Annotated in this window: 20 protein-coding genes; 11 read left to right on the top strand and 9 right to left on the bottom strand. The window is 56.0% G+C overall.

The genetic code is table 11. The features are described from left to right. The first annotated feature begins 116 nt into the window (after positions 1–116). From ACEE09_RS05170 to ACEE09_RS05155, 4 genes are all read left to right on the top strand, one after another. Positions 117–1,631, top strand: a complete 1,515-nt coding sequence (locus ACEE09_RS05170) for a leucyl aminopeptidase (protein WP_449082696.1) — start codon at positions 117–119, stop codon at positions 1,629–1,631. 199 nt (positions 1,632–1,830) lie between these two features. After that, positions 1,831–3,207: a dihydrolipoyl dehydrogenase gene (gene lpdA / locus ACEE09_RS05165; protein ID WP_449082695.1), complete on the top strand. Its 1,377-nt coding sequence runs from the start codon at positions 1,831–1,833 to the stop codon at positions 3,205–3,207. A 95-nt stretch (positions 3,208–3,302) separates the two neighbouring features. Next, complete coding sequence (sucB, locus tag ACEE09_RS05160) at positions 3,303–4,943, top strand: 2-oxoglutarate dehydrogenase, E2 component, dihydrolipoamide succinyltransferase (protein ID WP_449082693.1); 1,641 nt, start codon at positions 3,303–3,305, stop codon at positions 4,941–4,943. Positions 4,944–5,127: 184 nt separating this feature from the next. Next, complete coding sequence (locus tag ACEE09_RS05155) at positions 5,128–5,511, top strand: hypothetical protein (RefSeq protein WP_449082691.1); 384 nt, start codon at positions 5,128–5,130, stop codon at positions 5,509–5,511. 93 nt (positions 5,512–5,604) lie between these two features. Here the strand turns inward: ACEE09_RS05155 and ACEE09_RS05150 are convergent, their stop codons facing one another. Then, complete coding sequence (locus ACEE09_RS05150; protein WP_449082689.1) at positions 5,605–7,251, bottom strand: protein kinase; 1,647 nt, start codon at positions 7,249–7,251, stop codon at positions 5,605–5,607. A 141-nt stretch (positions 7,252–7,392) separates the two neighbouring features. On the opposite strand from ACEE09_RS05150, the gene lipB reads away from it, so the two are divergent. From lipB to ACEE09_RS05135, 3 genes are all read left to right on the top strand, one after another. Beyond that, positions 7,393–8,118: a lipoyl(octanoyl) transferase LipB gene (lipB, locus tag ACEE09_RS05145; protein ID WP_449082687.1), complete on the top strand. Its 726-nt coding sequence runs from the start codon at positions 7,393–7,395 to the stop codon at positions 8,116–8,118. A 66-nt stretch (positions 8,119–8,184) separates the two neighbouring features. Then, entirely contained in the window at positions 8,185–9,192 is a 1,008-nt protein-coding gene (gene lipA, locus ACEE09_RS05140; protein ID WP_449082685.1) for a lipoyl synthase, read from the top strand. A gap of 128 nt (positions 9,193–9,320) precedes the next feature. Next, positions 9,321–10,070, top strand: coding sequence for a DUF4191 domain-containing protein (locus ACEE09_RS05135; RefSeq protein WP_449082683.1), 750 nt, complete (start codon positions 9,321–9,323; stop codon positions 10,068–10,070). A 77-nt stretch (positions 10,071–10,147) separates the two neighbouring features. Here the strand turns inward: ACEE09_RS05135 and ACEE09_RS05130 are convergent, their stop codons facing one another. Together ACEE09_RS05130 and ACEE09_RS05125 are read right to left on the bottom strand one after the other, a co-directional pair. Further along, positions 10,148–10,849, bottom strand: a complete 702-nt coding sequence (locus tag ACEE09_RS05130) for a hypothetical protein (RefSeq protein WP_449082681.1) — start codon at positions 10,847–10,849, stop codon at positions 10,148–10,150. Positions 10,850–10,861: 12 nt separating this feature from the next. Beyond that, the gene (locus ACEE09_RS05125) at positions 10,862–11,221 is read right to left on the bottom strand and encodes an RDD family protein (protein ID WP_449082680.1); all 360 of its coding nucleotides are present in this window, start codon (positions 11,219–11,221) and stop codon (positions 10,862–10,864) included. 388 nt (positions 11,222–11,609) lie between these two features. Between ACEE09_RS05125 and glnA (ACEE09_RS05120) the strand changes: the two genes are divergently transcribed. Next, positions 11,610–13,034: a type I glutamate--ammonia ligase gene (gene glnA / locus ACEE09_RS05120; RefSeq protein WP_449082678.1), complete on the top strand. Its 1,425-nt coding sequence runs from the start codon at positions 11,610–11,612 to the stop codon at positions 13,032–13,034. Positions 13,035–13,194: 160 nt separating this feature from the next. Here the strand turns inward: glnA (ACEE09_RS05120) and ACEE09_RS05115 are convergent, their stop codons facing one another. Next, on the bottom strand, positions 13,195–16,371 hold the full coding sequence (locus ACEE09_RS05115; RefSeq protein ID WP_449082676.1) for a bifunctional [glutamine synthetase] adenylyltransferase/[glutamine synthetase]-adenylyl-L-tyrosine phosphorylase: 3,177 nt from the start codon (positions 16,369–16,371) through the stop codon (positions 13,195–13,197). 69 nt (positions 16,372–16,440) lie between these two features. Then, positions 16,441–17,784 carry a type I glutamate--ammonia ligase gene (gene glnA, locus ACEE09_RS05110; protein ID WP_449082674.1) on the bottom strand — a complete coding sequence of 448 codons (1,344 nt, stop codon included), beginning with the start codon at positions 17,782–17,784 and terminating at the stop codon, positions 16,441–16,443. Positions 17,785–18,005: 221 nt separating this feature from the next. On the opposite strand from glnA (ACEE09_RS05110), the gene ACEE09_RS05105 reads away from it, so the two are divergent. Then, positions 18,006–18,830 (top strand): formate/nitrite transporter family protein, encoded by an 825-nt coding sequence (locus ACEE09_RS05105; protein WP_449082672.1) that lies wholly within the window; start codon positions 18,006–18,008, stop codon positions 18,828–18,830. Positions 18,831–18,886: 56 nt separating this feature from the next. Here the strand turns inward: ACEE09_RS05105 and ACEE09_RS05100 are convergent, their stop codons facing one another. Further along, complete coding sequence (locus ACEE09_RS05100) at positions 18,887–19,087, bottom strand: SPOR domain-containing protein (protein ID WP_449082670.1); 201 nt, start codon at positions 19,085–19,087, stop codon at positions 18,887–18,889. A 125-nt stretch (positions 19,088–19,212) separates the two neighbouring features. Here ACEE09_RS05100 and map point away from each other — a divergent pair, with 125 nt between their 5' ends. Beyond that, positions 19,213–20,118, top strand: a complete 906-nt coding sequence (gene map, locus ACEE09_RS05095; RefSeq protein WP_449082669.1) for a type I methionyl aminopeptidase — start codon at positions 19,213–19,215, stop codon at positions 20,116–20,118. Between the two features lie 25 nt (positions 20,119–20,143). Then, on the top strand, positions 20,144–20,989 hold the full coding sequence (ppgK, locus tag ACEE09_RS05090; protein WP_449082667.1) for a polyphosphate--glucose phosphotransferase: 846 nt from the start codon (positions 20,144–20,146) through the stop codon (positions 20,987–20,989). A 94-nt stretch (positions 20,990–21,083) separates the two neighbouring features. Here the strand turns inward: ppgK and nrdR are convergent, their stop codons facing one another. The 3 genes from nrdR to ACEE09_RS05075 all read right to left on the bottom strand — a co-directional run bounded on the left by nrdR (position 21,084) and on the right by ACEE09_RS05075 (position 23,870). After that, positions 21,084–21,560, bottom strand: coding sequence for a transcriptional regulator NrdR (gene nrdR / locus ACEE09_RS05085; protein ID WP_449082665.1), 477 nt, complete (start codon positions 21,558–21,560; stop codon positions 21,084–21,086). A 22-nt stretch (positions 21,561–21,582) separates the two neighbouring features. Next, entirely contained in the window at positions 21,583–22,953 is a 1,371-nt protein-coding gene (gene hisD / locus ACEE09_RS05080) for a histidinol dehydrogenase (protein WP_449082664.1), read from the bottom strand. A 791-nt stretch (positions 22,954–23,744) separates the two neighbouring features. Continuing rightward, positions 23,745–23,870 (bottom strand): IS3 family transposase, encoded by a 126-nt coding sequence (locus ACEE09_RS05075; protein ID WP_449082844.1) that lies wholly within the window; start codon positions 23,868–23,870, stop codon positions 23,745–23,747. Positions 23,871–24,405: the final 535 nt, after the last annotated feature.

Here is a 24,405-nt window from a genome sequence, read left to right as displayed (position 1 = left end):
AGGGGCGTTGCGCAGGTTACATTCTCACAGTATTTAGGCCTAATCTTATAGACGGTACTGCAGTCGCCTTATAGCGTAGCTGCCCCTATTTATTCCTGATGTGAAGGGAGATTTCTGTGAGCGATTCTCACGACCTATCATTCTCTGTAACCGCCCCCGACCTTGACGCTCTTGAGGCTGATGTACTGGTGCTGGGCGTGTATTCCGGTAAGGAAGGCCCCTCACTTGCCCCTAACCCCCTCGATAGCGAAACGGCTGAGGGGCTAGAGGCTATTTTGGAAGATTTGGGGGTTAGCGGCAAGCAGGACGAACTTCTTCGACTTCCCGGTTTTGATGAAGCTGGTGTGGATGTGGTTGCTCTTATCGGGCTGGGCACACAGAATGATGATGCCACCGCTCACCGCACCGCCCTGCGCTATGCAGCAGGTTCAGCTATCCGTCAGCTTGCCGGTGTAGATATCGTAGCCCTCGCCTTGGGCACTGAGACCGCTGAAGAGGTAGCTGCCGTAGCAGAAGGTGCCACCTACGGCGCCTTCACCGATGCTCAGTTACGAGCAAAGACCTCTGATTCGGTCAAAGCTCCGGTTGCTGAGGTTCTCATTGTTACTGATGTGACAGTTGAAGAGGCTGAAAATGTACTCACCCGGGCCTTGATTCTGGGTGAAGCAGTTGATCATACCCGCCGTCTGGTCAATACTCCCCCCTCCCACCTCTACCCTGAGACTTTTGCTGAGCGCGCCCTTTCTCGGGTCGATGGCCTGAAGCATGTTGAGACTAAGGTCTGGGACTACGATGAGCTAGTTGCAGAAGGCTTTGGCGGTATCGCTGGCGTTGGCCAGGGCTCAGAGCGTAAGCCCCGTCTTGTTGAAGTCAAATACACTCCCGATCATGCTGAGAAGACCGTTGCCATTGTGGGCAAGGGTATTACTTTTGATACTGGTGGTATCTCCTTGAAGCCTGCGGGCTCTATGACCACCATGAAATCTGATATGGCAGGGGCTGCAACCGTGCTCAACGTTGTTGCTGCAGCGTCTGAGCTTAACCTGCCGGTTGCCGTCCACGGCTATCTTTGCCTGGCTGAAAATATGCCCGGCGGCAATTCTATCCGCCCCGAAGATGTGCTTACTATGCGCAGCGGCCACACCGTAGAGGTCATGAATACCGATGCTGAAGGCCGTTTGGTCATGGCCGACGGTCTAGCCCTGGCCTCTGAAGCTGAGCCCGATGTTCTGCTGGATATCGCGACCCTCACCGGTGCCCAGCTCGTTGCTTTAGGCGTCCGCACCGCAGCGGTGATGGGCCGTGATGATGTTCGCAAGCAGGTTGTTGATGCAGCAGCCGAGGCCGGTGAGGACTACTGGCCTATGCCTATGCCCCAGCATCTGCGCAAGAGCCTCAAGTCTTCCGTTGCCGATATGCAAAATATTGGTGCTCGGTATGGAGGCATGCTGGTAGCTGGCATGTTTCTTGAAGAATTTGTGGGCGAGAAGGACGGCGCCAAGATTCCCTGGGCACACTTAGATTTTGCGGGTCCTTCCTTCAACGAGGAGAGTCCTTACGGTTATACCCCTAAGGAAGGTACCGGCCACTCCATCGCTACTTTGATTAAGTTCATTGAAGCGTACGCCTAATTCTCCTCTTTCGTAGGCAACTTTTTACGTTTACACCCTTTTTAGTTAGGTTCTAGCGGGGTAGAGGGTGTAATCATTCCCACCAGAACAATAAAACACCTGTCAATAGTGGCAGGTGGAGGTGTTCAAGGGATAAGCTAGAACGTGACAGTACACATGGGGGCTTCGGCCTCCGCAACCCATGTAAGGGAGCGTCAACGTGGCCGATTCGGCAACAACAGAATTCGATATCCTCATCCTCGGTGGCGGTAGCGCAGGCTACTCAGCAGCTCTGCGAGCTATTCAGCTGGGCTTCACCGTAGGCCTCATCGAAAAGAGCAAACTGGGTGGTACTTGCCTTCACACCGGTTGTATCCCCACCAAGGCTTACCTGCACGCAGCAGAGCTAGCCTCAGAAGCACAGCACTCAGCTCAGTACGGTGTCAACACCACCCTTGAGTCCATTGACATGGCTAAGGTCCGTGACTACAAGGACGGCATCGTTGCCGGCAAGTTCAAGGGTCTGTCCGGTCTTCTCAAGATGAAGAAGGTCACCGTCATTGAAGGTGAAGGTAAGCTCACCGGCAAGGACACCATCACCGTCAACGGCACCGAGTATAAGGGTAAGCACATTATCCTGGCTTCAGGTTCAATCTCTAAGACCTTCGGTATCGAGATTCGCGACCGCGTTCTTACCTCCACCGAAGCACTTCAGATGGACTACCTGCCCAAGAGCGCAATCGTCCTTGGCGGTGGCGTAATCGGTTCTGAGTTCGCTTCCATGTGGAACTCCATGGGCGTTGAGGTCACCATCATTGAAGGCCTGCCCCACCTGGTCCCCAACGAAGACCCCTCAATCATCAAGGTTGTTGAGCGCGAGTTCAAGAAGCGCGGCATTAAGTCTTCACTGGGCAAGTTCTTCAAGACCGTTGAGCAGGATGCTAACGGCGCCAAGGTCACCCTTGAAGATGGCACCGAGTTCGAGGCCGAGATTGTTCTTGTCGCTGTAGGCCGTGGCCCCAACACTGAGGGCTTTGGTTACGAAGAGCAGGGCATCACCATGGACCGCGGTTTCGTTATCCCCAACGAGCGTCTGCACACCGGCGTAGGCAACATCTACGCAATCGGCGATATCGTCCCTGGCGTTCAGCTTGCTCACCGTGGCTACCAGCAGGGTCGCTTCGTTGCTGAAGAAATCGCTGGCCTGAACCCCCAGATTGTCGAAGACATCAACATCCCCAAGGTTACCTTCTGCGAGCCTGAGATTGCTTCTATCGGCTACTCACAGCCCAAGGCCGAAGAGAAGTTCGGTAAGGAAAACGTTCAGGTTGCTGAATACAACCTGGCTGGTAACGGTAAGTCCTCCATCTTGGGCACCGGCGGTCTGGTCAAGGTTGTTCGCGAGAAGAACGGCCCCATCATCGGTGTTCACGCCGTTGGTAAGCGCATGGGCGAGCAGATTGGTGAGGCTCAGATGTGGGTTGTCTGGGAAGCATTCCCCGAGGACGTTGCACAGTTCATCCACGCTCACCCCACTCAGAACGAATCACTGGGTGAAGCAGCAATGGCTCTGGCTGGCACCCCGCTGCACGGCTAAATGAGACTCAGGTAGGTGGTGGGTTCGCCCACCGGCAGCCCACCCACCTACCTTTCATAATTTTTAAACCACTCACAAGGAGAGCACGAAGGACCATGTCCACCACCGTAGAACTGCCCGCACTGGGCGAATCCGTAACCGAGGGTACCGTTACCCGCTGGCTCGTTGAGGTTGGCGAAACCGTTGAGGTTGACCAGCCCATCGTTGAAGTTTCCACCGACAAGGTTGACACCGAGGTTCCCTCACCCGTAGCCGGTGTTGTTGAGAAGATTTTCGTTGAAGAAGACGAGGACGTCGAGGTTGGCGCTCCCCTTCTGGTCATTGGTGATGGCTCCGGCGCAGGCTCATCTGACGATGCACCTGCTGAAGAAGCACCCAAGGCTGAAGAGAAGAAGGAAGAAGCACCTGCTGCATCCTCCGGTTCAGCTTCTGGCACCGAGGTTACCCTGCCCGCTCTGGGCGAGTCTGTCACCGAAGGTACCATTACCCGCTGGCTCAAGGAAGTTGGCGAAGAGGTCGCCGTTGACGAGCCCCTCGTTGAGGTTTCCACCGACAAGGTTGACACCGAGGTTCCCTCACCCGTAGCAGGTACCCTGCTCGAGATCCGCATCCAGGAAGATGAGGACGCTGAGGTTGGCCAGGTTCTGGCTATCATTGGTGACGCTTCAGCAGCTTCTTCAAAGGAAGAAGCACCTAAGACTGAAGAGAAGAAGGAGGAAGCACCTGCTGTCTCTTCAACCAACGAAGCTTCCGAGGCACCCGCTGTTGAACAGCCTTCTGGCGATAACGGCGAAGCATACGTCACTCCCCTGGTCCGCAAGCTGGCCAAGCAGGAAGGCGTTGACCTCTCCACTGTTAAGGGCACCGGTGTTGGTGGCCGCATCCGCAAGCAGGATGTCATGGCTGCTGCTGAGGCAAAGAAGGGTGGCGACGTCAAGTCAGAATCCGCTGCTGAAGCTCCCGCAACCACCGCTCCTGCCAAGAAGGCAGCCCCCAAGTCTGCAGCGTCCTCAAAGCGCGGCACCACAGAGAAGGCTCCTCGCATCCGCCAGACCGTTGCTAAGCGCATGGTTGAGTCACTGGCTGTTTCAGCCCAGCTGACCACCGTTCAGGAAATTGACCTGACCCGTCTGGTTGCTCTGCGCAACAAGGCTAAGGCTGGTTTCGAGTCCCGTGAGGGCTCTAAGCTGACCTTCCTACCCTTCTTCACCAAGGCAGTTACCGAAGCTCTGCAGGAGTTCCCCCAGTTCAACTCATCCATGAGCGATGACCTGAAGGAAATCACCTACCACGGCACCGAGAACATCGGCCTGGCTGTTGACACCCCCAAGGGTCTGCTCGTTCCTGTTGTTCAGAATGCTGGCGACCTCGACATCGCAGGTCTGGCTAAGAACATCAACGATGTTGCAAAGCGCGCCCGCGATGGCCAGGTTGGCCCCGAGGAGCTGTCAGGTTCAACCTTCACCATCTCCTCCACCGGTCAGAACGGCGGTATCTTCTTTACCCCGATCATCAACCAGCCCAACGTTGCAATCCTGGGTATCGGTTCAACCAACAAGCGTCCTGCTATCGTTCAGGATGCCGAGGGTAACGACGTCATTGCTGTTCGTTCCATGGCTTACTTCTCACTGACCTACGACCACCGCGTTGTAGACGGTGCGGACGCCGGCCGCTTCCTGGCCTTCCTCAAGCAGCGTCTTGAAGAAGCAGCCTTCGAAGCTGAGGTTGGTCTCTAAGCCATAGTTCTTAGCTCTGATAGCTAGGTGCTTGGGTGCCCCGCTGGTAATTTTGCCAGCGGGGCACCTTTCTGTTCTTTGCGGGATAGTATTCTTTTTCTATGGTTTCTTGCGTGGTCACGCCCACACATCTTTTAGTGGCAAACTGTCGCTAAACAACTAAGTATTACGTAGACTTGTGGTCATGTCTATCGCATTTTCAATTCTTCTTTTCCTGCATATCGTGGGTGCCGCAATGGTTCTTGGCCTATGGCTGGGCACCTTCAAGCAGGGCATCGTCTTACCCGGCCAGTTCCATGCAGCCCTCTTACAGGTGATTACAGGCTTTGCTCTCTATTTCCTTCAGATGTCACAGAACATGACCTTGAATCACATGATGATTGGTATCAAGATGGTGCTTGCTCTCATCATTGCTGTAGCTGCTTTTATGGGACAGAAGAAGTACAAGGCCGCCTGTGCACTGGGCACCCCTGAAAATGGCAGAAATGTGGCTTTGGCCCATACTGTTGGCGGTTTGGCACTAATTAATATTGCTATCGCGGTGTTCATGCAGTACCCCCAGATTTAAGCTCATTTTCGAGAATCTGTAGATTCTTATACTCAGGGGCGGTGCACCGGTTTGGTGCACCGCCCCTGGCATATAGACAGGTAGATAGGTTCTCTAGAGGGTGGACGGTGTCAGTGGCAGTGGGCGGGCCTGAGTTAGTAGATAGCTTCCGTCTTGGTCTTGGATGCTCAGCTCAACGTGTTGGAGCACTTTACCGTCTTGCCAGCTAATCCCTTGTGCAGCAAGTTCTTGGTCGCTACCAGTGGGGCTATACCCGTTAGCTTGCACGATGGCCCGGAGTGTATAACCGTTTTCAGTTGTTACAACCTCATTCACCGCAATCAGTTCTGTGCTTGTGCCAGCTAATCTAGCTGCACCTTCATGGCTTAGCAGTTGTTGATCGGATTTAGCCAGTGGTGAGGTTGGAGGTGCGTATTCGCCAATGCGACTGTGTTCCCCTGAAGCCAGGACTGTGCTGCGGGTAGCCACTAGTCCTGTAGTGATTAGAGCTATTTCATCATCACTTAGTCCTGCGGTCTTTACCTGTTGTTCCTCGGTTTCTTGTGGCTGGCCGGCCAGTTGAGGCTCCACAGCTAGTTCACTAGGAGGTGAAGGTGATGAAGTAGTCTCGGCTTCTGACTTCATTTCTTCAGAGGAAGATGTTGGGGAGAAGAGATGATACCCAGCCCCACCCAGGGCTAGGGCAGCAACGACGGCTACCCCGGCAAGGGCTCCCCTGCCTTGGAGATTCTTCCCTAGGGGTAGTTGCCAGCTGCTTTTGCTTTCTGTTTTCTTGAGAATCTGTTTGCGGGTGTGTCTTGTGTTCCCTTGGGATAGATCTGGAAGTTGCCCGTAGGTTTTCCACCGCTGTTTGATAGCCCGGTGAGGTTCTCTTGTTTCAGGTTGCCTGTAGGCAGGGAGCCTGGAATGCACGCTTGGGTGGGCGCTGAGGTGAAGTTCTAGAGGCTCGGGGTCTGCTACTAGTTCGATGGGAGCTAGTAGGTCTGCAAGCTGAGGTTGTTGGGCTCTAGAGTCGATGGCATCTTCGAGAGTCTGGGCTAGCGCTTCACTTGCTTGGGGGACGGCTAGGTTCAGTGGAGCTCTCAGTCGCATAGTCTTAGGTTCTTGGCCGGTCAGGCAAAACCATAGCAGGACAGCGCAAGCAGCAATATTCTCTGCCTGCCGGCTTTTTTGTACTGCTGGTGTCAGGGTGCGGGTATCAAGATCAGGGGCAAGAAGTTTGAGTTCGCCTCGCACGGTGAGTAGGCAATGGTTGGCTGTGAGGGTGGAGTAGGCAAAGCCTTGCTCGTGGAGGTAGCTCAGGGCCTGCGTGAGACCTTGTGCGATGGCTGTTACTTGCCCTAGTGGCAGTTTGCCTTTGGCCTGGCAGTAGTCTGCAAGAGTACCGGCTTCAGCGGGTTCATACCAGATGTGGTGGGAGTTGGCTGATGAGGTTACCGCATCAACGCGTAGCACTGCGGGGTGGGGGTTGATGGAGCAGAGCCGTTCGGCTGCTTTGATGTGTTCCTCAGCAGGTTCGGTGATGTGGGTGAGAGTGTAGGGGCCAGCTTGCACCTCGAGTTGGGCAGCGCCTTGGTAGCCGCAGTCTACGATCCAGGTGCTGTGGTGGGCTCCGCTTTCGATGCGGTAGCGCGGGGTAACATCGGCTAGGTTTGCTGGGAGAAGAGAAGAGTGCGCTATTTCTTGTTCCGTCGGGGCAGGCTGTTGAGGTGTCTGGGGTGCTTGTGTGGGGGTGCTCATGCTTAAGCTATATACCAGTGTGTTCTTGCCTTCTCACCGCTCTCCACAGGCAGAATGTTTCACCTAGTCAAATACATACAGAACCCTTGTGGATAAAAGCGTCATAGAGTGTCATAAGGTAAGAGAAGAGGCACGGTGCTCTTGAGCCTTCTCAAATATTTTTGTCGCACCGCTAAAAGGACTACTCTAGAAGGTATGGCACTTTTGTTTGAACGTGTTGGGCTTGCCCCCGACTATGTGGAATATACCTCCGCGCTTGACTACCAGCGCACTATCCACGAAGAAGTCGCCACCAGCGTCCGTCAAAACACCGTTTTACTTCTAGAACATCAAGAAGTTATCACCGCTGGTAAGCGCACCGAAGATCATGAATATCCCGCCGATAACCAGGTACCGGTAATAAAAATTGACCGCGGAGGAAAGCTCACCTGGCACGGCCCTGGCCAGCTCGTTGGCTACCCCATCGTACAGTTGCCCCAGCCCTTTGATGTTGTCAAATATGTGCGCCTCTTAGAGGAGGTACTGATTAACGTCCTCACAGATATGGGCATCACCTGCCAGCGGGTAGAAGGACGCTCGGGGGTATGGGTCATGGGCGATGGCGCCTTAGTGCCCGATAAGAAGATTGCTGCTATCGGTATTCGCGTCTCTAAGAAGACAACCATGCACGGCTTTTCTCTGAACTGCAACAACTCCACTGATCCCTTTGGCGCTTTTATCCCCTGCGGTATCACCGATGCCGGTGTTACCACCATCTCAGAACAGCTGGGGCGGAATATTAGCCCCTCTGATGTTGTTGATGCAGTAGAAAAAGAACTAGCGCGCTACGCCGATCAACTAGCTGCCAACTTCACTGTCCAAGACTAGTCTGATTAGCTGCCATACCCTATCACCGGCGAGAACCAAGCTATATACCAAGGAGAACCCCACCTCATGAGCGCCCAGCCAGAAGGCCGCAAGCTGCTTCGCGTTGAAGCCCGCAATGCCGAGGTCCCCATCGAGAAGAAGCCCTCATGGATTAAGACCAAGGCCAAGGTCGGCCCTGAATACAAGGAAATGATTGACTTGGCCCGAGGCTCTGGCCTGCACACTGTGTGTGAAGAGGCAGGCTGCCCCAACATCTTCGAATGTTGGGAAGACCGCGAGGCCACCTACCTCATCGGCGGTTCAGAATGTACCCGCCGTTGTGACTTCTGCATGATTGACACCGGCAAGCCTGTTGCCATCGACCGCACCGAGCCTCTGAAGGTAGCACTGAACGTTAAGAAGATGGGTCTGCGCTACGCCACGGTCACCGGTGTAGCACGTGATGATCTTGAAGACGGCGGGGCCTGGCTTTATGCCGAAACTATCCGTCAGATTCACCGGGTTTCCCCTAATACTGGGGTCGAAATCCTGATTCCCGATTTTAAGGGTAAGGAAGAGGACGTCCAGCAGGTTATTGATGCCCAGCCTGAGGTCTTTGCCCACAATCTTGAGACTGTTCCTCGTATCTTCCGTCAGATTCGCCCTGCCTTCCGCTACGAGCGTTCTTTGGACGTCATCACCCAGGGTAAAGAGGCAGGCTTGATTACCAAGTCCAACCTGATTCTGGGTATGGGCGAAACCAATGACGAAGTCTACGAGGCCCTGTGCGACCTGCACGATGCTGGCACTGATTTGATTACTCTTACCCAATACCTGCGCCCTGGCCCTCTCTTCCACCCCATCGACCGCTGGGTTAAGCCCGCTGAGTTCGTTGAATTGTCGAAGATGGCTGAAGAAATCGGCTTTGCCGGCGTCATGGCAGGCCCCATGGTACGCTCGTCCTACCGTGCCGGTAAGCTCTGGGCTCGTGCAATGAAGAAGCAGGGGCGTAAGATTCCTGAGCACCTGTCTCACATCGAAGATTCAGGTTTTGCTATGCAGGAGGCCAGCTCTTTGGTAGCGGCCGGAGCATAAAAGCTAGCTCAGCCTCTAGAGTTTCAAGCGCCCAGCGGTTTCACCGGTGGGCGCTTGCCGTATAGAATAGGTAAGTTAGGGCGCGTATGGCACCCGCCCGCCCAGAATCGACTCACGAAGGAAACACAGTGGCTGAATCCCGTGGCAGCACCCGCGCACAGACCCGCGAAGAAAAGAAGAAAGCTCGTCAGGAGCGCCGCGCCAAGCGTGGCCCCGGCATGTTTGCTCAGATGAAGCAGGTCTATGCTATGACCCGCGAGCAGGACCCCACCATCCCCTGGATTCTTGCCCTCATCTTCTGTGGCACCCTTCTGGTTTTCCTACTCATCGGTCTGCTACTGAATAACTGGATTACCTTCCTGCTGATTGGTATCCCCCTGGGTATCTTGTTCGCTGTCATGGTGCTCTCTCGCCGTGCAGAAAAGGCTGCCTTCGCGCAGTTAGAAGGCCAGCCCGGACGCTCCGGTGCAGCTCTCTCTACCCTGCGTCGCGGCTGGATTTTCGAGCAGCGCCCCGTAGCAGCCAACAAATCCCAGGACGTCGTCTTCCGCGCCATTGGACGCCCTGGCATCGTCCTCGTCACTGAGGGGCCCACCAGCCGCGTCAATGGCCTGGTTCAGAAGGAAAAGCTCAAGTACACCAAGATTGTGCCAACTGTTCCTGTTACCGTCATTAACACCGGTTCTGCTGAGGGCCAGGTTGAGCTTAAGCAGCTCACCAAGACCATGAATAAGCTTTCTAAGAAGCTCACCCAGCAGGAGATGCACCAGGTAGCAAACCGCATTGATTCGCTGTCAAAGCAGAACAACATGCTCAATGCTATTCCTAAGGGTATTGACCCTATGCGTATGCGCCCTAACCGTAAGGGCATGCGCTAAGCCTAAGGGTTTACTCACATAAGGGGGGCCCGCTCAACACCTGTTGAGCGCCCCCCCCCTTTGTACCGTGGGCAAGTCTACTGCCCAGTTTTTTTCTTAGAGCTACGCCACCAGTTCATGATGAAAACGTAGGCAATCAAGGCCAGGGTTATTTGCATCATGTAGCGGTCGATAGTTTCGAGAGTTGGCTGTATGCCTTCACCAAAACGCAATCCCAGGTAGAGGTAGAAGAGCTTATTGCACAGGGCCAGCAGGAAGATATAGAGGCCAATCATCCACCCCTTGATTTTGCGAATCCCGGCGATTGCAACCAGGATTGTGGCAGGGATAGGTGAGAAGGGGATAAACCCTAATGCCAGGCTCAGGAAAAGGTGCTTCTCGACAAACCCTTCAAGTTTGCGCCACCACAGGGGGGTGTGGTTGGCGAATATCCAGGTGATGAAATCCTGCCCCCAGTGTTTGCCCATGAAGAAGTAGACAAGCAAGAATTTGATGGCACTGGCAGCTGCAGCTAGGCTGAGGGCAGCTAGCATGAGGACAGCACCCTGGTTCTGGGCGGCTGTAATCAGTAGCCCCAGCCCTGATCCTGTGAGCAGTGAGAGAAGCCAGGGGGCATCAACCATGAGGTTAGGGCGCAGAGGAATCATGACCATTGAATAAATAGTCATCAAACCCAAAAGACTCAAAAGAATCTTGTCGATTTTTCGTGGCTGGGTGAGAAAGGACGGTAGCGCCGGGTCCTTTGTGTGGGGCGGTTCTTCGGGGTTAGGGTTCGTCATATTATCTTTCTTTTATCGAATCATCACCAAAATAGTGTGACGGGCCCGGTCATGTAAGCCTCGCTGGTCTGCGTCCATAATGACAACGGGTAATACCAGCATGATGAGGGACTGGCGGATAAGGGCGGTCAGCCAACCAGCGGGTTTACCATCGAGTCTTTGCACCTGCATGCCCAGGGCAAAATGCCCCATGGTATGCCCCATGAAACCTACAGCTGCCACCATATAGAGCCAGAAAAAGACTAGCTGTACGATATCGGGGATGGCCGTATTGACGGTGGGGAAGATAGTCTGCCCCAGCACAAAAAAGATGCCTTCAACCAGTAACCAATCCACCCAGAAAGCTAGCAGACGGCGCCCCGGGCGAGCCACGGCTCCCCGTCCTGACCGCGGTCTGCCCATATTCTGGCCGGGGTACTCCTGATCAGTGGGGGCACCTTCAATCCATGAGCCTAATTCTTTTCTTGTCAGCACCCCACTAACCTTACCGGCTCTTAGCTCCTTTCACTGGGGAAAAGCTGGGGCAAGCATCCCGTACTCTGAGAAACTTGAGCTTAGAACCCCTACACTAGATATAAGGGACCGTAGCCCCCTTAAACCAGGTAACGCCCACGCAACCCAGGCACAAGGCAAGTTACATGCGCGAAACAAAAGCGACACTTTAGGGCAAAAAATACGCCTTAGGCTAGAAACAACAGCGAGGGAGCCCCTGCAAACGGGCACCCATGGGTCGATAACAACTCAAGGAGAACAAACGACCATGTTCACTACTGCACAGGAAGTCCTCGACTTCATCAAGAACGAAGACATCAAGTTCGTTGACATCCGCTTCTGCGACCTGCCCGGCGTTCAGCAGCACTTCAACCTGCCCGCTAAGGCTATCGACGAAGATTTCTTCACCGTAGGCCAGATGTTCGATGGCTCCTCAATCCGTGGTTTCCAGGGCATCGCAGAGTCTGACATGCAGCTGATCCCCGATGTCACTAGCTGCTACGTTGACCCCTTCCGTCTTGAAAAGACCCTGGTCGTTACCGGCTCCATTGTTAACCCCCGCACCGGTGAGTCATACCACCGTGACCCCCGTGGTGTTGCAGAACGCGCCGAAGAGTACCTGAAGTCAACCGGTATCGCAGACACCGCTTTCTTCGCATCAGAAGCAGAATTCTTCGTCTTCGAAAACGTCCAGCACGAAGTCACTCCCCAGTCAGTCTCCTTCAAGATTGATTCAGATGAAGCTCCCTGGAACTCTGGCCGCAAGGAAGAAGGCGGCAACCTGGGCAACAAGACCCAGACCAAGGGCGGCTACTTCCCCGTCTCCCCCGTCGATAAGCAGGCAGATTTGCGCGACGCCATGTGCGTAAGCCTTGACGAAGTAGGCCTCGAAGTTGAGCGTTCCCACCACGAAGTTGGTGCACCCGGCCAGGCTGAGATTAACTACAAGTTCTCTACCCTCACCCAGGCAGCAGATGACCTGCTCAAGTTCAAGTACGTCATCAAGAACACCGCCGACCAGTGGGGCAAGACCGTCACCTTCATGCCCAAGCCTGTCTTTGGCGACAACGGTTCAGGCATGCACTGCCACCAGTCACTATGGCAGGACGGCGAGCCCCTCTTCTACGATGAGCGCGGCTACGCAGGCCTCTCAGATATTGCCCGCTGGTACATTGGTGGTCTGATTGAGCACTCCTCATCAGTTCTAGCTTTCACCAACCCCACCGTCAACTCCTACAAGCGCCTGGTTCCCGGCTACGAAGCACCTATCAACATGGTCTACTCACAGGGTAACCGTTCGGCAGGTATCCGTATCCCCATCACCGGCACCAACCCCAAGGCCAAGCGCCTCGAGTTCCGTGCACCGGACCCCTCCTCTAACCCCTACCTGTCCTTCGCAGCCCAGCTCATGGCAGGTCTGGACGGTATCCGCAACCGCATCGAACCGCCTGCACCCATCGACAAGGACCTCTACGAACTGCCTGCTGAAGAAGCAGCAGACATCAAGAAGGCCCCCATCAACCTTGAAGAAGCCCTGGACGCTCTGGAGAAGGACCACGACTTCCTGCTAGCAGGCGACGTCTTCACTGAAGACCTCATCTCAGCATGGATTGACTACAAGCGCACCAATGAGCTCGCTCCCCTGCTGCTTGTACCCCACCCCCTCGAATACGAGATGTACTACGGCGTCTAAGACCTGTAGCTCCTAGATATTCCTCTGGCGGGGGCCGGTCACCTTTTCAAGGTAACCGGCCCCCGCCTTTTGCATGCGCTGGAAGGTTGATGCCCGCCCCCCCTAAGTAGGGGTCTGCACGCCAGAACACGCCCAGCACAAGTCGTCTTATCTGAGCCTTCTACGAGGCCTGCGGGTAGAAGAGCTTTTCATAGACTGCGCGGGCCTGACGTGTAATACGCAGGTAATCGTCCTCTAGTTTCCAGGCAGAACCGGGCGCGTAACCACACCAGCGGGCAATCGCTTCAAGATCTGAGCGGGTGGTCGTCAATGTATCTGATGCTCTACCGGTACGCAACACGTTCAGCCCGCGTATCTTTGAGGCAAGTTTCCAAGCCCTTGAAAGCAAGCTGGCATCTTGCTCATCAATAAGTCCGGCCTCTACAGCTGCCTCTAAAGCCTTGAGAGTAGAGGTTGTCTGCATCCCTGGTACTCGGTGTGCATGTTGTAGCTGCAAGAGCTGAACCAGCCATTCGACGTCCGTCAACCCGCCCCGGCCCAGCTTGAGCTGGCGGGTCTTATCAGACCCGCGGGGCATACGTTCGGTCTCCACACGGGCCTTCATACGGCGGATCTCGGTGACCTTCTCAGCAGAGAAAGAAACCGGGTACCGGTAGGGGTCGATGAGCTCAATAAAAGCCGCGCCCACATATTCAGAACCAGCAAAAGGGCGAGCACGCAGTAGAGCCTGAAACTCCCAGGTATCTGCCCAACGCTCATAGTATTCGCGGAAAGACTCCAGCGAGCGCACCATAGCCCCAGACTTACCTTCAGGGCGCAAGTCAGCATCAATCTCGAGAACCTTCTCAGCCCGAATCGGTGGTGTGGTGGGTTGTTTGAGTAGGCTGACCATGCGGTTGATGAGGTCCGTTGCTTCTGCTTGGGCTGCTTTACCATCGGCCCCCTCGCGCGGTATGTGCACGTAGATGAGGTCGGAGTCTGAGCCGTAGCCGATTTCGGCCCCGCCCTGACGGCCCATAGCGATTACCGCAAGGTCAGTGAGCGGGGTGCGGCCATCTGTGTAGGTTTCTCGCTCGGCAATAGCCAGGGCTGATTGGATGGCTCCCCGGTCGATATCTGATAGGCCGTGGGCAACTTCTGCGTTGGTGTTCAGGCCGAGGGCCTCCCCCATGGCCAGGCGCAGTATTTCGCGGCGGCGCACCATGCGTACTGCCCGAATGGCTTCGGCAGAATCGGTATGGCGGGTGAGCTGGGAACGTAACTCTCCTATGATGACGTCGGTGCTGCGCGGTTTGAGATCTTCAGCCCGGTCTAGCCAGGCGATAGGTTCTGGGGTGTCCTCCAATAGGTCTGTGATGAAGCGGGAGGAGGACAGCAGGGAGCAGAGTCGTTCTGCTGCTGCCGGTGAGTCGCGGAGCATGCGCAGGTACCAGGGGGTGCCGCCGAGGGACTCGCTGATACGGCGGAAACCGAGGAGGCCGGCGTCCGGATTAACACCTTTGGCGAACCAACCCAGAAGCACAGGCATAAGGGTGCGTTGGATCTCTGCTGAGCGGCGCAGCCCCTTAGTGAGGGCTTCAATGTGGCCCATAGCGCGTTTGGGGTCCTTATAGCCCAGGGCAGCCAGACGATCTTGAGCCGCCTGGGGCGAGAGGGCAACTTCGGCCTTAGAAAGGTGGGCGACAGCGGCCAGAAGAGGACGGAAGAAAAGCCGCTCGTGCAGAGACTTGACTACCCGTTTGATACCAGCCCACTGTTTGAGCATCTCAGCTTCGGTCAGGTGGGTGGGGGCTAGGGGCGAATTCATGGCCCGGGCAAGAGCGCGGCGGTCTTTTTCTTTAGCGGGCATCAGGTGGGTGCGGCGCATATACAGGAGTTGAATACGGTGCTCCATGACCCGTAAGGTGGCATAGTTCTCGGCAAAATCGTGGGCGTCTTTACGGCCGATATAGCTGGCTTTAGCGAGGGCGGCGATGGAGTCGGTGGTGGTTTGGGTGCGGATGCTCTCGTCGGTGCGTCCGTGCACGAGCTGCAGTAGCTGCACGGTAAATTCGACGTCTCGTAGCCCGCCTGGGCCTAGCTTAATTTGGCGGTCTACTTCTGCTGCGGGGATGTTATCGGTAACGCGCCGGCGCATGGCTTGGACTGATTCTACAAAGGAGTCGCGGGTTGCAGATTCCCAGATGAAGGGGCGCATGGCCCTGGCCCAGCGGACGCCTAGCTCGGGGGTGCCAGCGATAGGGCGGGCTTTGAGCAGGGCCTGAAATTCCCAGTTTTCGGCCCAGCGTTTGTAGTAGGTGGTGTAGGATTCCACGGTGCGAACCAGGGCCCCGTCCTTACCTTCTGGGCGGAGGTTAGCGTCTACTTCCCAGAGGGCAGGTTCTGGGGCTGGGGCCATAATGGCCTTGGAGAGGGCCATGACCAGTTCGGTACCAATCTGGGTCAGGGTGTTCTCATCTAGGGGGGTAAAGCCCTCCGGTAGGTCGGTGAGAGGTGTGTGGGCTACCGCGTAGACGACGTCGACATCAGAGATGTAGTTGAGTTCGCGTGCCCCGCATTTGCCCATGCCGATGACTGCCAGTTGCACAGCAGCTACTGTCTGGGGGTCGTAGTTTTTGCTGACGTCGGCTCGGGCGATAGCGAGGGCACCTTCAATGGCGGCAGCAGCCAGATCAGCTAGGAGCCGCCCGACCGTTGGCATGAACTGGGCCGGGGCGAAGCTGGTGAGGTCGTAGATGGCTAGTTCTGTGAGGTGACGGCGGTAGGCTACGCGCAGGGCAGTGTAGGCTTCTTTACCGGTGAGCTGGGCTTGCGGGTCAGTCGCATTGGGGTCTGCGCCGACGGCTGTGAGTAGTTCACGGCGGTAGAGAGTATCTAGCGGCGCGATTGGGGATAGATATTCTTCATCTGTCTCTGGCATTAAGGAGGCCGGGTGGTCCTGCCCAGAAAAGGAGGTGGGGTCTAGGGCCAGTAAGGAGGCGTGTTCGGGGTGGCGGATTAGGAACTCCCCTAGCGCCTCAGATCCCCCTAAGAGACGGTAGAGGGCTTCAGCTTGAGCGCCTTTTTGCGCTAGCTCTGCCACCTGGGGGGCGCGCTCAATGAGCCGTACCAGGGCAGGAAGGGCGATATCAGGTGAAGGGGCAAGGCGTAGGCCCTCAAAGAGTTTGGCCCGGTCTAGGCCCTGGAGTTCTGGGGATCTGAGCCAGCGGACGCTTTTGGCAGCGTCATAGAAACCTAGGGACACCATTTCGCTGACCAGGCGGAGGTGGGCCTTGCGTTCTTCTTCAGCCCGGTAGGCTGCCTCTTGGGGGGTTTCGTTCTGCTGGGTGTGGGTCACCGCTGACTCCTTGGGGTAATATCGCAGCAGGCGCAACACCTGTTGGGGTGTTGCGCCTGCTTGCGGGTGCTAGAGAATTCCGAGGCTATTTTTCAGTTCATAGGGGGTTACTTCTGCGCGGAAGGCCTCCCAGTCCTGGCGCTTGTTGCGCAGGAACTGTTCAAAGACCTGTTCGCCAAGGGTTTCAGCCATGAACTCTGATTCTTCGGTGCGGTGGATTGCATCGTAGAGAGATGAGGGCAGGGCGTGGTAGCCCATGGCCCGGCGTTCGGCGCTGGTCATTGCAGCGATATCCTCGGTGACTGCGGCGCTAGGTAGCTCGTATTCGTTCTCCACGCCCTTGAGGCCAGCAGCCAGAATCACGGCATAAGCCAGGTAGGGGTTGGAGGCTGAGTCGATACCGCGGTATTCCATGCGGGCTGACTGCATCTTATTGGGCTTATAGAGAGGAACGCGGACCAGGGCTGAGCGGTTATTGTGGCCCCAGGAGACGAAGGAGGGTGCTTCGCCGCCGCCCCAGAGGCGCTTGTAGGAGTTGACGAACTGGCTGGTGACAGAGGTGAACTCAGGGGCATGGCGTAGCACACCGGCGATAAAGTGTTTGGCGGTGCGTGAGAGCTGGTATTCTGCTCCTGCTTCGAAGAAGGCGTTAGTGTCACCTTCAAAGAGGGAGAAGTGGGTGTGCATGCCAGAGCCTGCGTGTTCAGTGAAGGGCTTAGGCATGAAGGTTGCGTAGATGCCCTGGGAAAGAGCGACTTCCTTAATGACGGTGCGGAAGCTCATGATGTTGTCGGCAGTCTGGAGGGCGTCTGCGTGACGAAGGTCGATTTCGTTTTGGCCGGGACCAGTTTCGTGGTGGGAGAACTCTACAGAGATGCCGATTTCTTCTAGGTTGGTTACTGCTTTGCGGCGGAAGTCTTGGACTGCCCCGCCGGGGGTATGGTCAAAGTAGCTTTCGAAGTCGACCGGTTCGGGGAAACCATTGGGCCCAAGTTCCTTCGATTTGAGCAGGTAGAACTCAATTTCTGGTGAGGTGTAGCAGGTGAACCCCATGCCCGCTGCTTTAGACAGCACTTTTTTGAGCACACCACGAGTATCAGAGGTGCTAGGTTCCCCGTCGGGGGTCAAGATATCGCAGAACATGCGGGAAGTAGATTCGTCCTCCCCACGCCAGGGCAGAACCTGGAAGGTGGAGGGGTCAGGTTGCAGCAGCATGTCTGACTCATAGACACGGGAAAGGCCTTCAATAGAAGAACCGTCAAAACCAATACCTTCGTCAAAGGCGCTTTCTACCTCAGCCGGTGCGATAGCAACTGATTTAAGTTGCCCCACCACGTCGGTAAACCAGAGGCGGACGAAACGCACGTTGCGCTCTTCAATGGTGCGCAAAACGAATTCTTGCTGACGATCCATGTAACCTATCCGTTCATGTCTAAAGGTGGTGCCCGCGCCCCGGTGGGCGAGCAAACGAATCCTTAGCATCAACTCTAGAACGTAACCCCCACAAGTGCCCAGTTGGCACGCTCTCAGAGCATATAAGAGTAACGATTTTTAAAGATTTCTTTCACCGGCTGAGATAACCCCCAAGAGTGCACTCAGTTGGCGGTGTGCCCTGAGGCCACTAGAGTTAAAGCATGTCTACGGCAGAAACAGCACCACACGCGTCATCAGCTACCCCTACCCCGGCAGAGATGATTGAAAAAACCATCACCGCCTTAGAGATCAAAGCTAAAACAGCAGATGCCTCTCCCCTCAAGACCTTCCTACTGGCCTTACCAGGAGGTGGGCTCATCGCCTTTGGCTTCGCCCTTTATATCAACACCCAGCTCGGGGGAGAAAACATGCCCAGCGGTGTTTTGAAACTCTTGTGCGCAATGACCTTCTCTGTGGGTCTGATGATGGTGGTCATGACCGGGGCTGAACTCTTCACCTCAACCACCATGACGCTTGCAGCCCGCGCCTCCGGGGTAATCTCATGGGTGCAGCTTCTCAAACATTGGGCTCTGTCTTATACGGGGAACCTGGTGGGGGCAGCACTCGTGGTTGCCCTATGCTACTGGGGAGGCTTACAGGAGAGAAGTAGCGGGGCCTGGGGGCAGCTCGTAACCACAGCAGCCACAACCAAAGTAAGCTACCCCTGGGGCCAGGCCTTTGCCCTCGGCATTGGTGCTAACTTCCTGGTCTGCACAGCAGTCTTCATGACCTTCGCGGGCCGTAGCACCGTAGATAAAATCATCGCTGTCATAGGCCCTATCACAGCCTTCGTAGCCCTAGGGTTCGAACACTCCATCGCCAACATGTTCCTGCTGCCCTACGGGGTGATTATCGGAACAGAACCCACCCTCACCTGGGGCGCAGTCATTCTCTCCAACCTCATCCCAGTTACCCTGGGGAACATCGTGGGCGGTGGCCTGTGCGTAGGGCTCTTCCACTGGCTGACCCAACAGAAACTTCGATAAGACCTCAAAAGATAAAAGTTAAGAGAGCGCACCAGCAGATAAGACGAGAAGCTCACCTACCACTTCTGGTTTTCTTGGTCCCACTGCTCGTTGCGCTCTTTAGCTTTCTCCATAGCCCGCTCGGCCTCTTGGCGGGTAGCAAAGGGGCCCCACAGCTCAGTAATTTTAGACTGCTGCCCCTCCTCCACCTGACCGGTGCTCAAGTTGTACCAGTACTGGCGGTCATGGGGGCCAGGGGTGTAATCATTGAGTGACATGGCATCTTCCTTCGCACCATCAGGGATGTTACATGCACCACTTTACGCCTTCTTAGGTGAAAGATACAGCTTTTGACACCGCCCTAAGCCCAACCGATGAGCACTCAGCGGTTAAGCTAGAAGACATGTCGACATCATCAGTAAGCCACAACCTCCCCACCGAACCAGGCAAAGCCCCCATCGGAAACCTCACCCCCGGCACCGTTGCCCCCATGCGCCCGGTACCAGCCCACATCGTCCGCCCCGAATACGTCGGTAAACCCGAAGCCAACGAAGGGCAAGGCTCAGACTTCTACACCCCCGAAGAAATAGAAAAAGTACGAGCCGCCGGAAAAATCGCAGCCGGAGCCATCGTCGAAGCCGAAAAAATTGCGACCCCCGGCACCACCACCAACGACATCGACGTACTCGTCCACGAATACATCTGCGACCACGGAGCCTACCCCTCCACCGTCGACTACCGCGGCTACTCCAAAAGCGTATGCACCTCACTCAACGAAGTCATCTGCCACGGCATCCCCGACTCCACCGTGCTAGAAGACGGCGACATCCTCAACCTAGATGTAACCGCCTACCTAAACAACATGCACGGTGACACCAACCGCACCCTCCTCATCGGCAATGTAGACGAAGAATCCCGCCTACTAGTTGAGCGCACCGAAGAAGCCCTCAACCGCGCCATGAAAGCAGTACGCCCCGGCCGTGAAATCAACATCATCGGCCGCGTCATCGAAAAATACGCAGCCCGCTTCGGCTACGGGGTAGTACGAGACTTCACCGGCCACGGGGTAGGACGCGAATTCCACTCCGGCCTCATCATCCCCCACTACGACGCCGCCCCAGCCTACAACACCGTCATCGAAGAAGGCATGATCTTCACCATCGAACCCATGCTCACCCTCGGCACCATCGAATGGGACATGTGGGACGACGACTGGACGGTCGTCACCCGCGACCGCAAACGCAGCGCCCAATTTGAACACACCATGGTTGTCACCGCCGACGGCGTTGATATTCTCACTCTGCCCTAACCGCCACGACCCTCAAGGAAAGCCCATGACGGACACAACCACCCCCGGCATCCCAGCACCCACCCCAGCGGACCTGGTCATCGGCATCGACATCGGAGGCACCGGAATGAAAGGCGGTATCGTCGATATCCGCACCGGCCAGCTAGTAGGCGACCGCTTCCGCATCCCCACCCCCCAGCCAGCCACCCCCCAAGCCTGCGCCACCGTGGCACAAGAAATCGTCGCTGAGCTACAAGGCCGAGAACTGGCACCCCTCCCCGATGCGGCGGTAGGCATTGATTTTCCAGCCATCGTAAAAAACGGGGTAACACTCTCTGCCGCCAACGTGCACGAATCCTGGATTGGTGCTGACCTTGAGGGCACCATGAGCCAGGCCCTGGGCGGCCGCACCGTTTACGCCCTCAACGACGCCGACGCCGCCGGCCTAGCCGAAGCCACCTACGGGCAAGGCCAAGGCAAGGAAGGGCTCATCATCATGGTCACCCTCGGTACCGGTATCGGCTCTGCCCTCATCATGAACGGCCAGCTCATTCCCAACACCGAACTGGGCCACCTTGAACTTGATGGCCACGACGCAGAAACCCGCGCCTCAGCCCGAGTACGTGAACACCAAGAACTCTCCTGGAAAAAATACGGCAAGCGACTGCGCCGATACTTCTCCCACGTAGAATCCCTCTTCTCCCCCGACCTGTTCATCATTGGCGGCGGCATCTCGAAACACCCAGAAAAATTCCTACCCTACCTTGAAACTGAGATTAACACCCCCCTGGCCATAGCCCAGCTACGAAACAACGCCGGCATCGTAGGCGCAGCCCTATGGGCAGCAGGCCACCCCAGCGAACACGAACGCCGCGCCACCGCCCAGAACTAGATACCCCCAGCCCCAACAAATAAAGGACGCCGCTGCCCCCTCTCCTACCAGCAGGTAGCAAAGTGAGCAGGCGGCGTCCTGGCATATCTAGCTGCTAGAGCAAGGTGGGCTGCTCCCCCTCGTCCGCGCCCTCTGCGCGCAAGGCCGCAATAGCCCGCTCAAAATCATCCAATGACTCAAAAGCCTGGTAGACACTAGCAAAACGCAGGTAAGCTACCGTATCCAGCTTAGAGAGCGGCTCTAAGATTGAGAGCCCCACCTCGTGGGCATCAATCTCAGCGATACCCTTAGCCCGGATCGATTCTTCCACTTCCTGGGCCAGCTTGGCCAGGTCGTCCTCACCTACAGGCCGCCCCTGGCAGGCCTTGCGCACACCAGAGACAATCTTGGACCGATCAAAAGGCTCCGTCACACCACTTCGCTTAATAACCGACACGGCGGTAGTCTCAACGGTGGTGAACCGCTTACCGCAGTTACTGCACTGACGACGGCGGCGAATCGCTGAATTATCATCAGTGGTACGCGAATCAACCACCTTTGAGGTGGCATTACGGCAGAAGGGGCAATTCATGTGGTTCCTCCGGTAGGTACCTTTACTGAGCCTGACCAGTACGCACGGTGATAGCTTCACCATGAGCGGGTAGGTCCTCGTCGTGGGCAACCGCAACAATAGCATCGCCAATGTCAGCCAGTGCCTCCTGGCTGTAGTTAATGAGCTGGACAGCTTTCATGAAAACAGTGGTGTTCAGCCCAGAAGCATAGGCTGCTGAACCGCCGGTCGGCAGAACGTGGTTAGAACCTGCCGCATAGTCCCCCAAGGGCACCGGCGAATAGGAACCGATGAAAATAGCCCCAGCATTACGCACCTTCCCGGCGACCTCTTCGGCCTTCTCCGTGTGAATTTCCAGGTGCTCGGCGGCATAAGCATCTGCCACAGCGATAGAGGCTTCCAGGTTATCGGTCAGCACCACACCGGACTGGGGGCCTGTTAGGGCTGTGGCAACGCGCTCGCGGTGCTTGGTTGCAGCTCCCCGGCGGCTAACGGCTTCTTGGACGGCGGCAGCTAGGGCGGGGCTGTGGGTGATGAGTACGGACCCTGCGTTAGGGTCGTGCTCTGCCTGAGAAATCAGGTCGGTTGCTACATACTCAGGGTTGGCGGTGTCATCTGCGATGATGGCGATTTCGGTGGTTCCGGCTTCACCGTCCACACCTACCACGCCTTGCAGGGCGCGCTTGGCCATGGCTACGAAGATGTTACCGGGGCCGGTGATGGTATCTACTGGTTCCAGTGTTTCATCGGCATCTTCAAGCCCGTAGGCCATAGCCCCTAGGGCACCGGCGCCGCCGATTGCCCAGATTTCGGTGATACCGAGCAGGCCCGCGGCACCCAGAATAGTGGGGTGGGGCAGGCCACCAAATTCTTTTTGGGGCGGGGTGCACAGCACAATGGAGCCGACCCCTGCTGCTTGGGCAGGCACAGTGTTCATAATGACCGATGAGGGGTAGACGGCCAGGCCACCGGGCACATAAACACCGGCGCGGCGGACGGGGGTCCAACGGTTAGTGAGGACGGCCCCAGGTGCTACCTCAAGGGTCTGGTCAGCCGGACGCTGGACGGCAGCAAAAGCACGGGTACGTTCAATAGCGATTTCTAGGCCCTTACGCACACCAGGGTCAAGGTTGGCCACAGCCTGGTCAATAGCGCTTTGGGGCACGCGCAGGGCGCCTTGCTCAACGCCATCAAACTGGGCGGAGAGCTCACGCAGGTAATCAGCCCCGCGGGTTTGCACCTTTTCAAGGATGTCTTGCACAGTGGTGAGCGCCTTCCCCACAAATTCGGTGGTCTGACGCGGGACGATGCGGCGCAGCTCAGCATAGGAATGGTGACTACCGCGCAGGTCAATGGTGCGCAGGGTGAAGTCAGCGGGGGCAGCGGGGTTCTGGGTGTTTTCTATTGTGCTCACTCTTTGATTTTAACGCCTCCGTCAAGGTAGGTGGAGCTTGGGAGCCTGATTATTTCAGCTGGGGGTCATTGTAGGTCTTTTTAGCAGGCTACCCTAACCACATGGCCACTCAGGCTACTGCGCAAATAGCTCTAGAATTCCTCAATCCCCGGCCCGCCGGATCATGTTTCCCGTAGCCGAGACGGTCACTGAACAACTCGCGACGCAACTCGCGAGCCATCGGCTCAGACTCAGGGGTTTACTTGTTCATATTGTTCATAGACGCGGTCAATCTTTTCACATCAGATTAGCCATGTACACAAACAATCTGACACGCTCCTAGCTGGTGGATTTACCCCTTATGAATAAGCCTCAAAGTTTTTAAGGGGTGATATGTACTGGGTTTAGGCCACACCAACCACCCACACAAAATCATACAAACCAAACAAACATCAAAGCACTTTCCTCCACCTCCCACAGCATCCAATCACCAAACCCCTCATACAACCACCACACCCAAGAAGCCGTCTCAGCCTCCAACCAAACCACAGAACCAAAAAACCAGGCTTTCCACCATTTCAGCCTTATACACCCCATTGACCGGCTCAGCCAGCGCATTATCATACGAACCTCCACAAGACCCAACCAACAACTGCACACCGAGCGCTTTCAACTCACGCGTGTAATCAGCAGAAACATACTGCGACCCACAATCAGAATGATGCACAACCCGAGTCAAATCAGACCCCGATTTCTTTGCCTCAAACAAAGCCTGCCGCAAAACTCTCAGCAGCTTTCATCAGCCGGTAGATCTAACCCCGTCCGATACCCCAGCCAGACCGCCGCATAGCCTGCCACATTTTACGCACACCATAGACCCCGTAATTCTCAGCATGAATCTGCTGAAGATCGGGAATCAACAGCTGGTCTTTCAGCACCCGAGCTAAAGGCACACGTTTCTTTGCCCTGTATTGGCACGGCGCAGTTCGGCGTTTTCTCCTTTGAGTCGTCGCATTTCAGCGTTGGCTTCGGTGCCGGCGGTGATTTCTTTGCCGGTGTCTAGGGCAGCGTGGTTGCACCAGCGGGTGAGAGTGCTGAGGGGGGGCGCCTAGTTTGGTGGTTGTGTCTTGACGGCTCATGTCATTGAGGGTGCGTCGTTGTCTTGGAGTTTGGTGTTGATGAGTCTGATGGCTCGTTCTTTGAAGTCGGTGGGGGGTATTGGGTGGGTGTGGTTTTTATTATTCCTTCGGTTGGGGTTGGGCGGAAGGTATGACCTAAACCCAGTACAAGAGAAAAACAACAGGCACCTGACTAGTAAGTATGCATAAGATATTACTTATTGTTAACTAAACCACCATTTATTAAGTTGACTTTCTTTATGAATACTGGTGAGATAGAGACATCGCCAATCACCGCGGCAAAGGCGCTGCGGAACGAAAGGAAAATACGATGACCACCAAGAAAGCTATCACT

This window comes from Rothia sp. 88186D007BW (genome assembly GCF_053544215.1).
The sequence above is the reverse complement of the archived record's forward strand: the minus strand, read 5'-3'. Positions and strand labels throughout refer to the sequence as shown.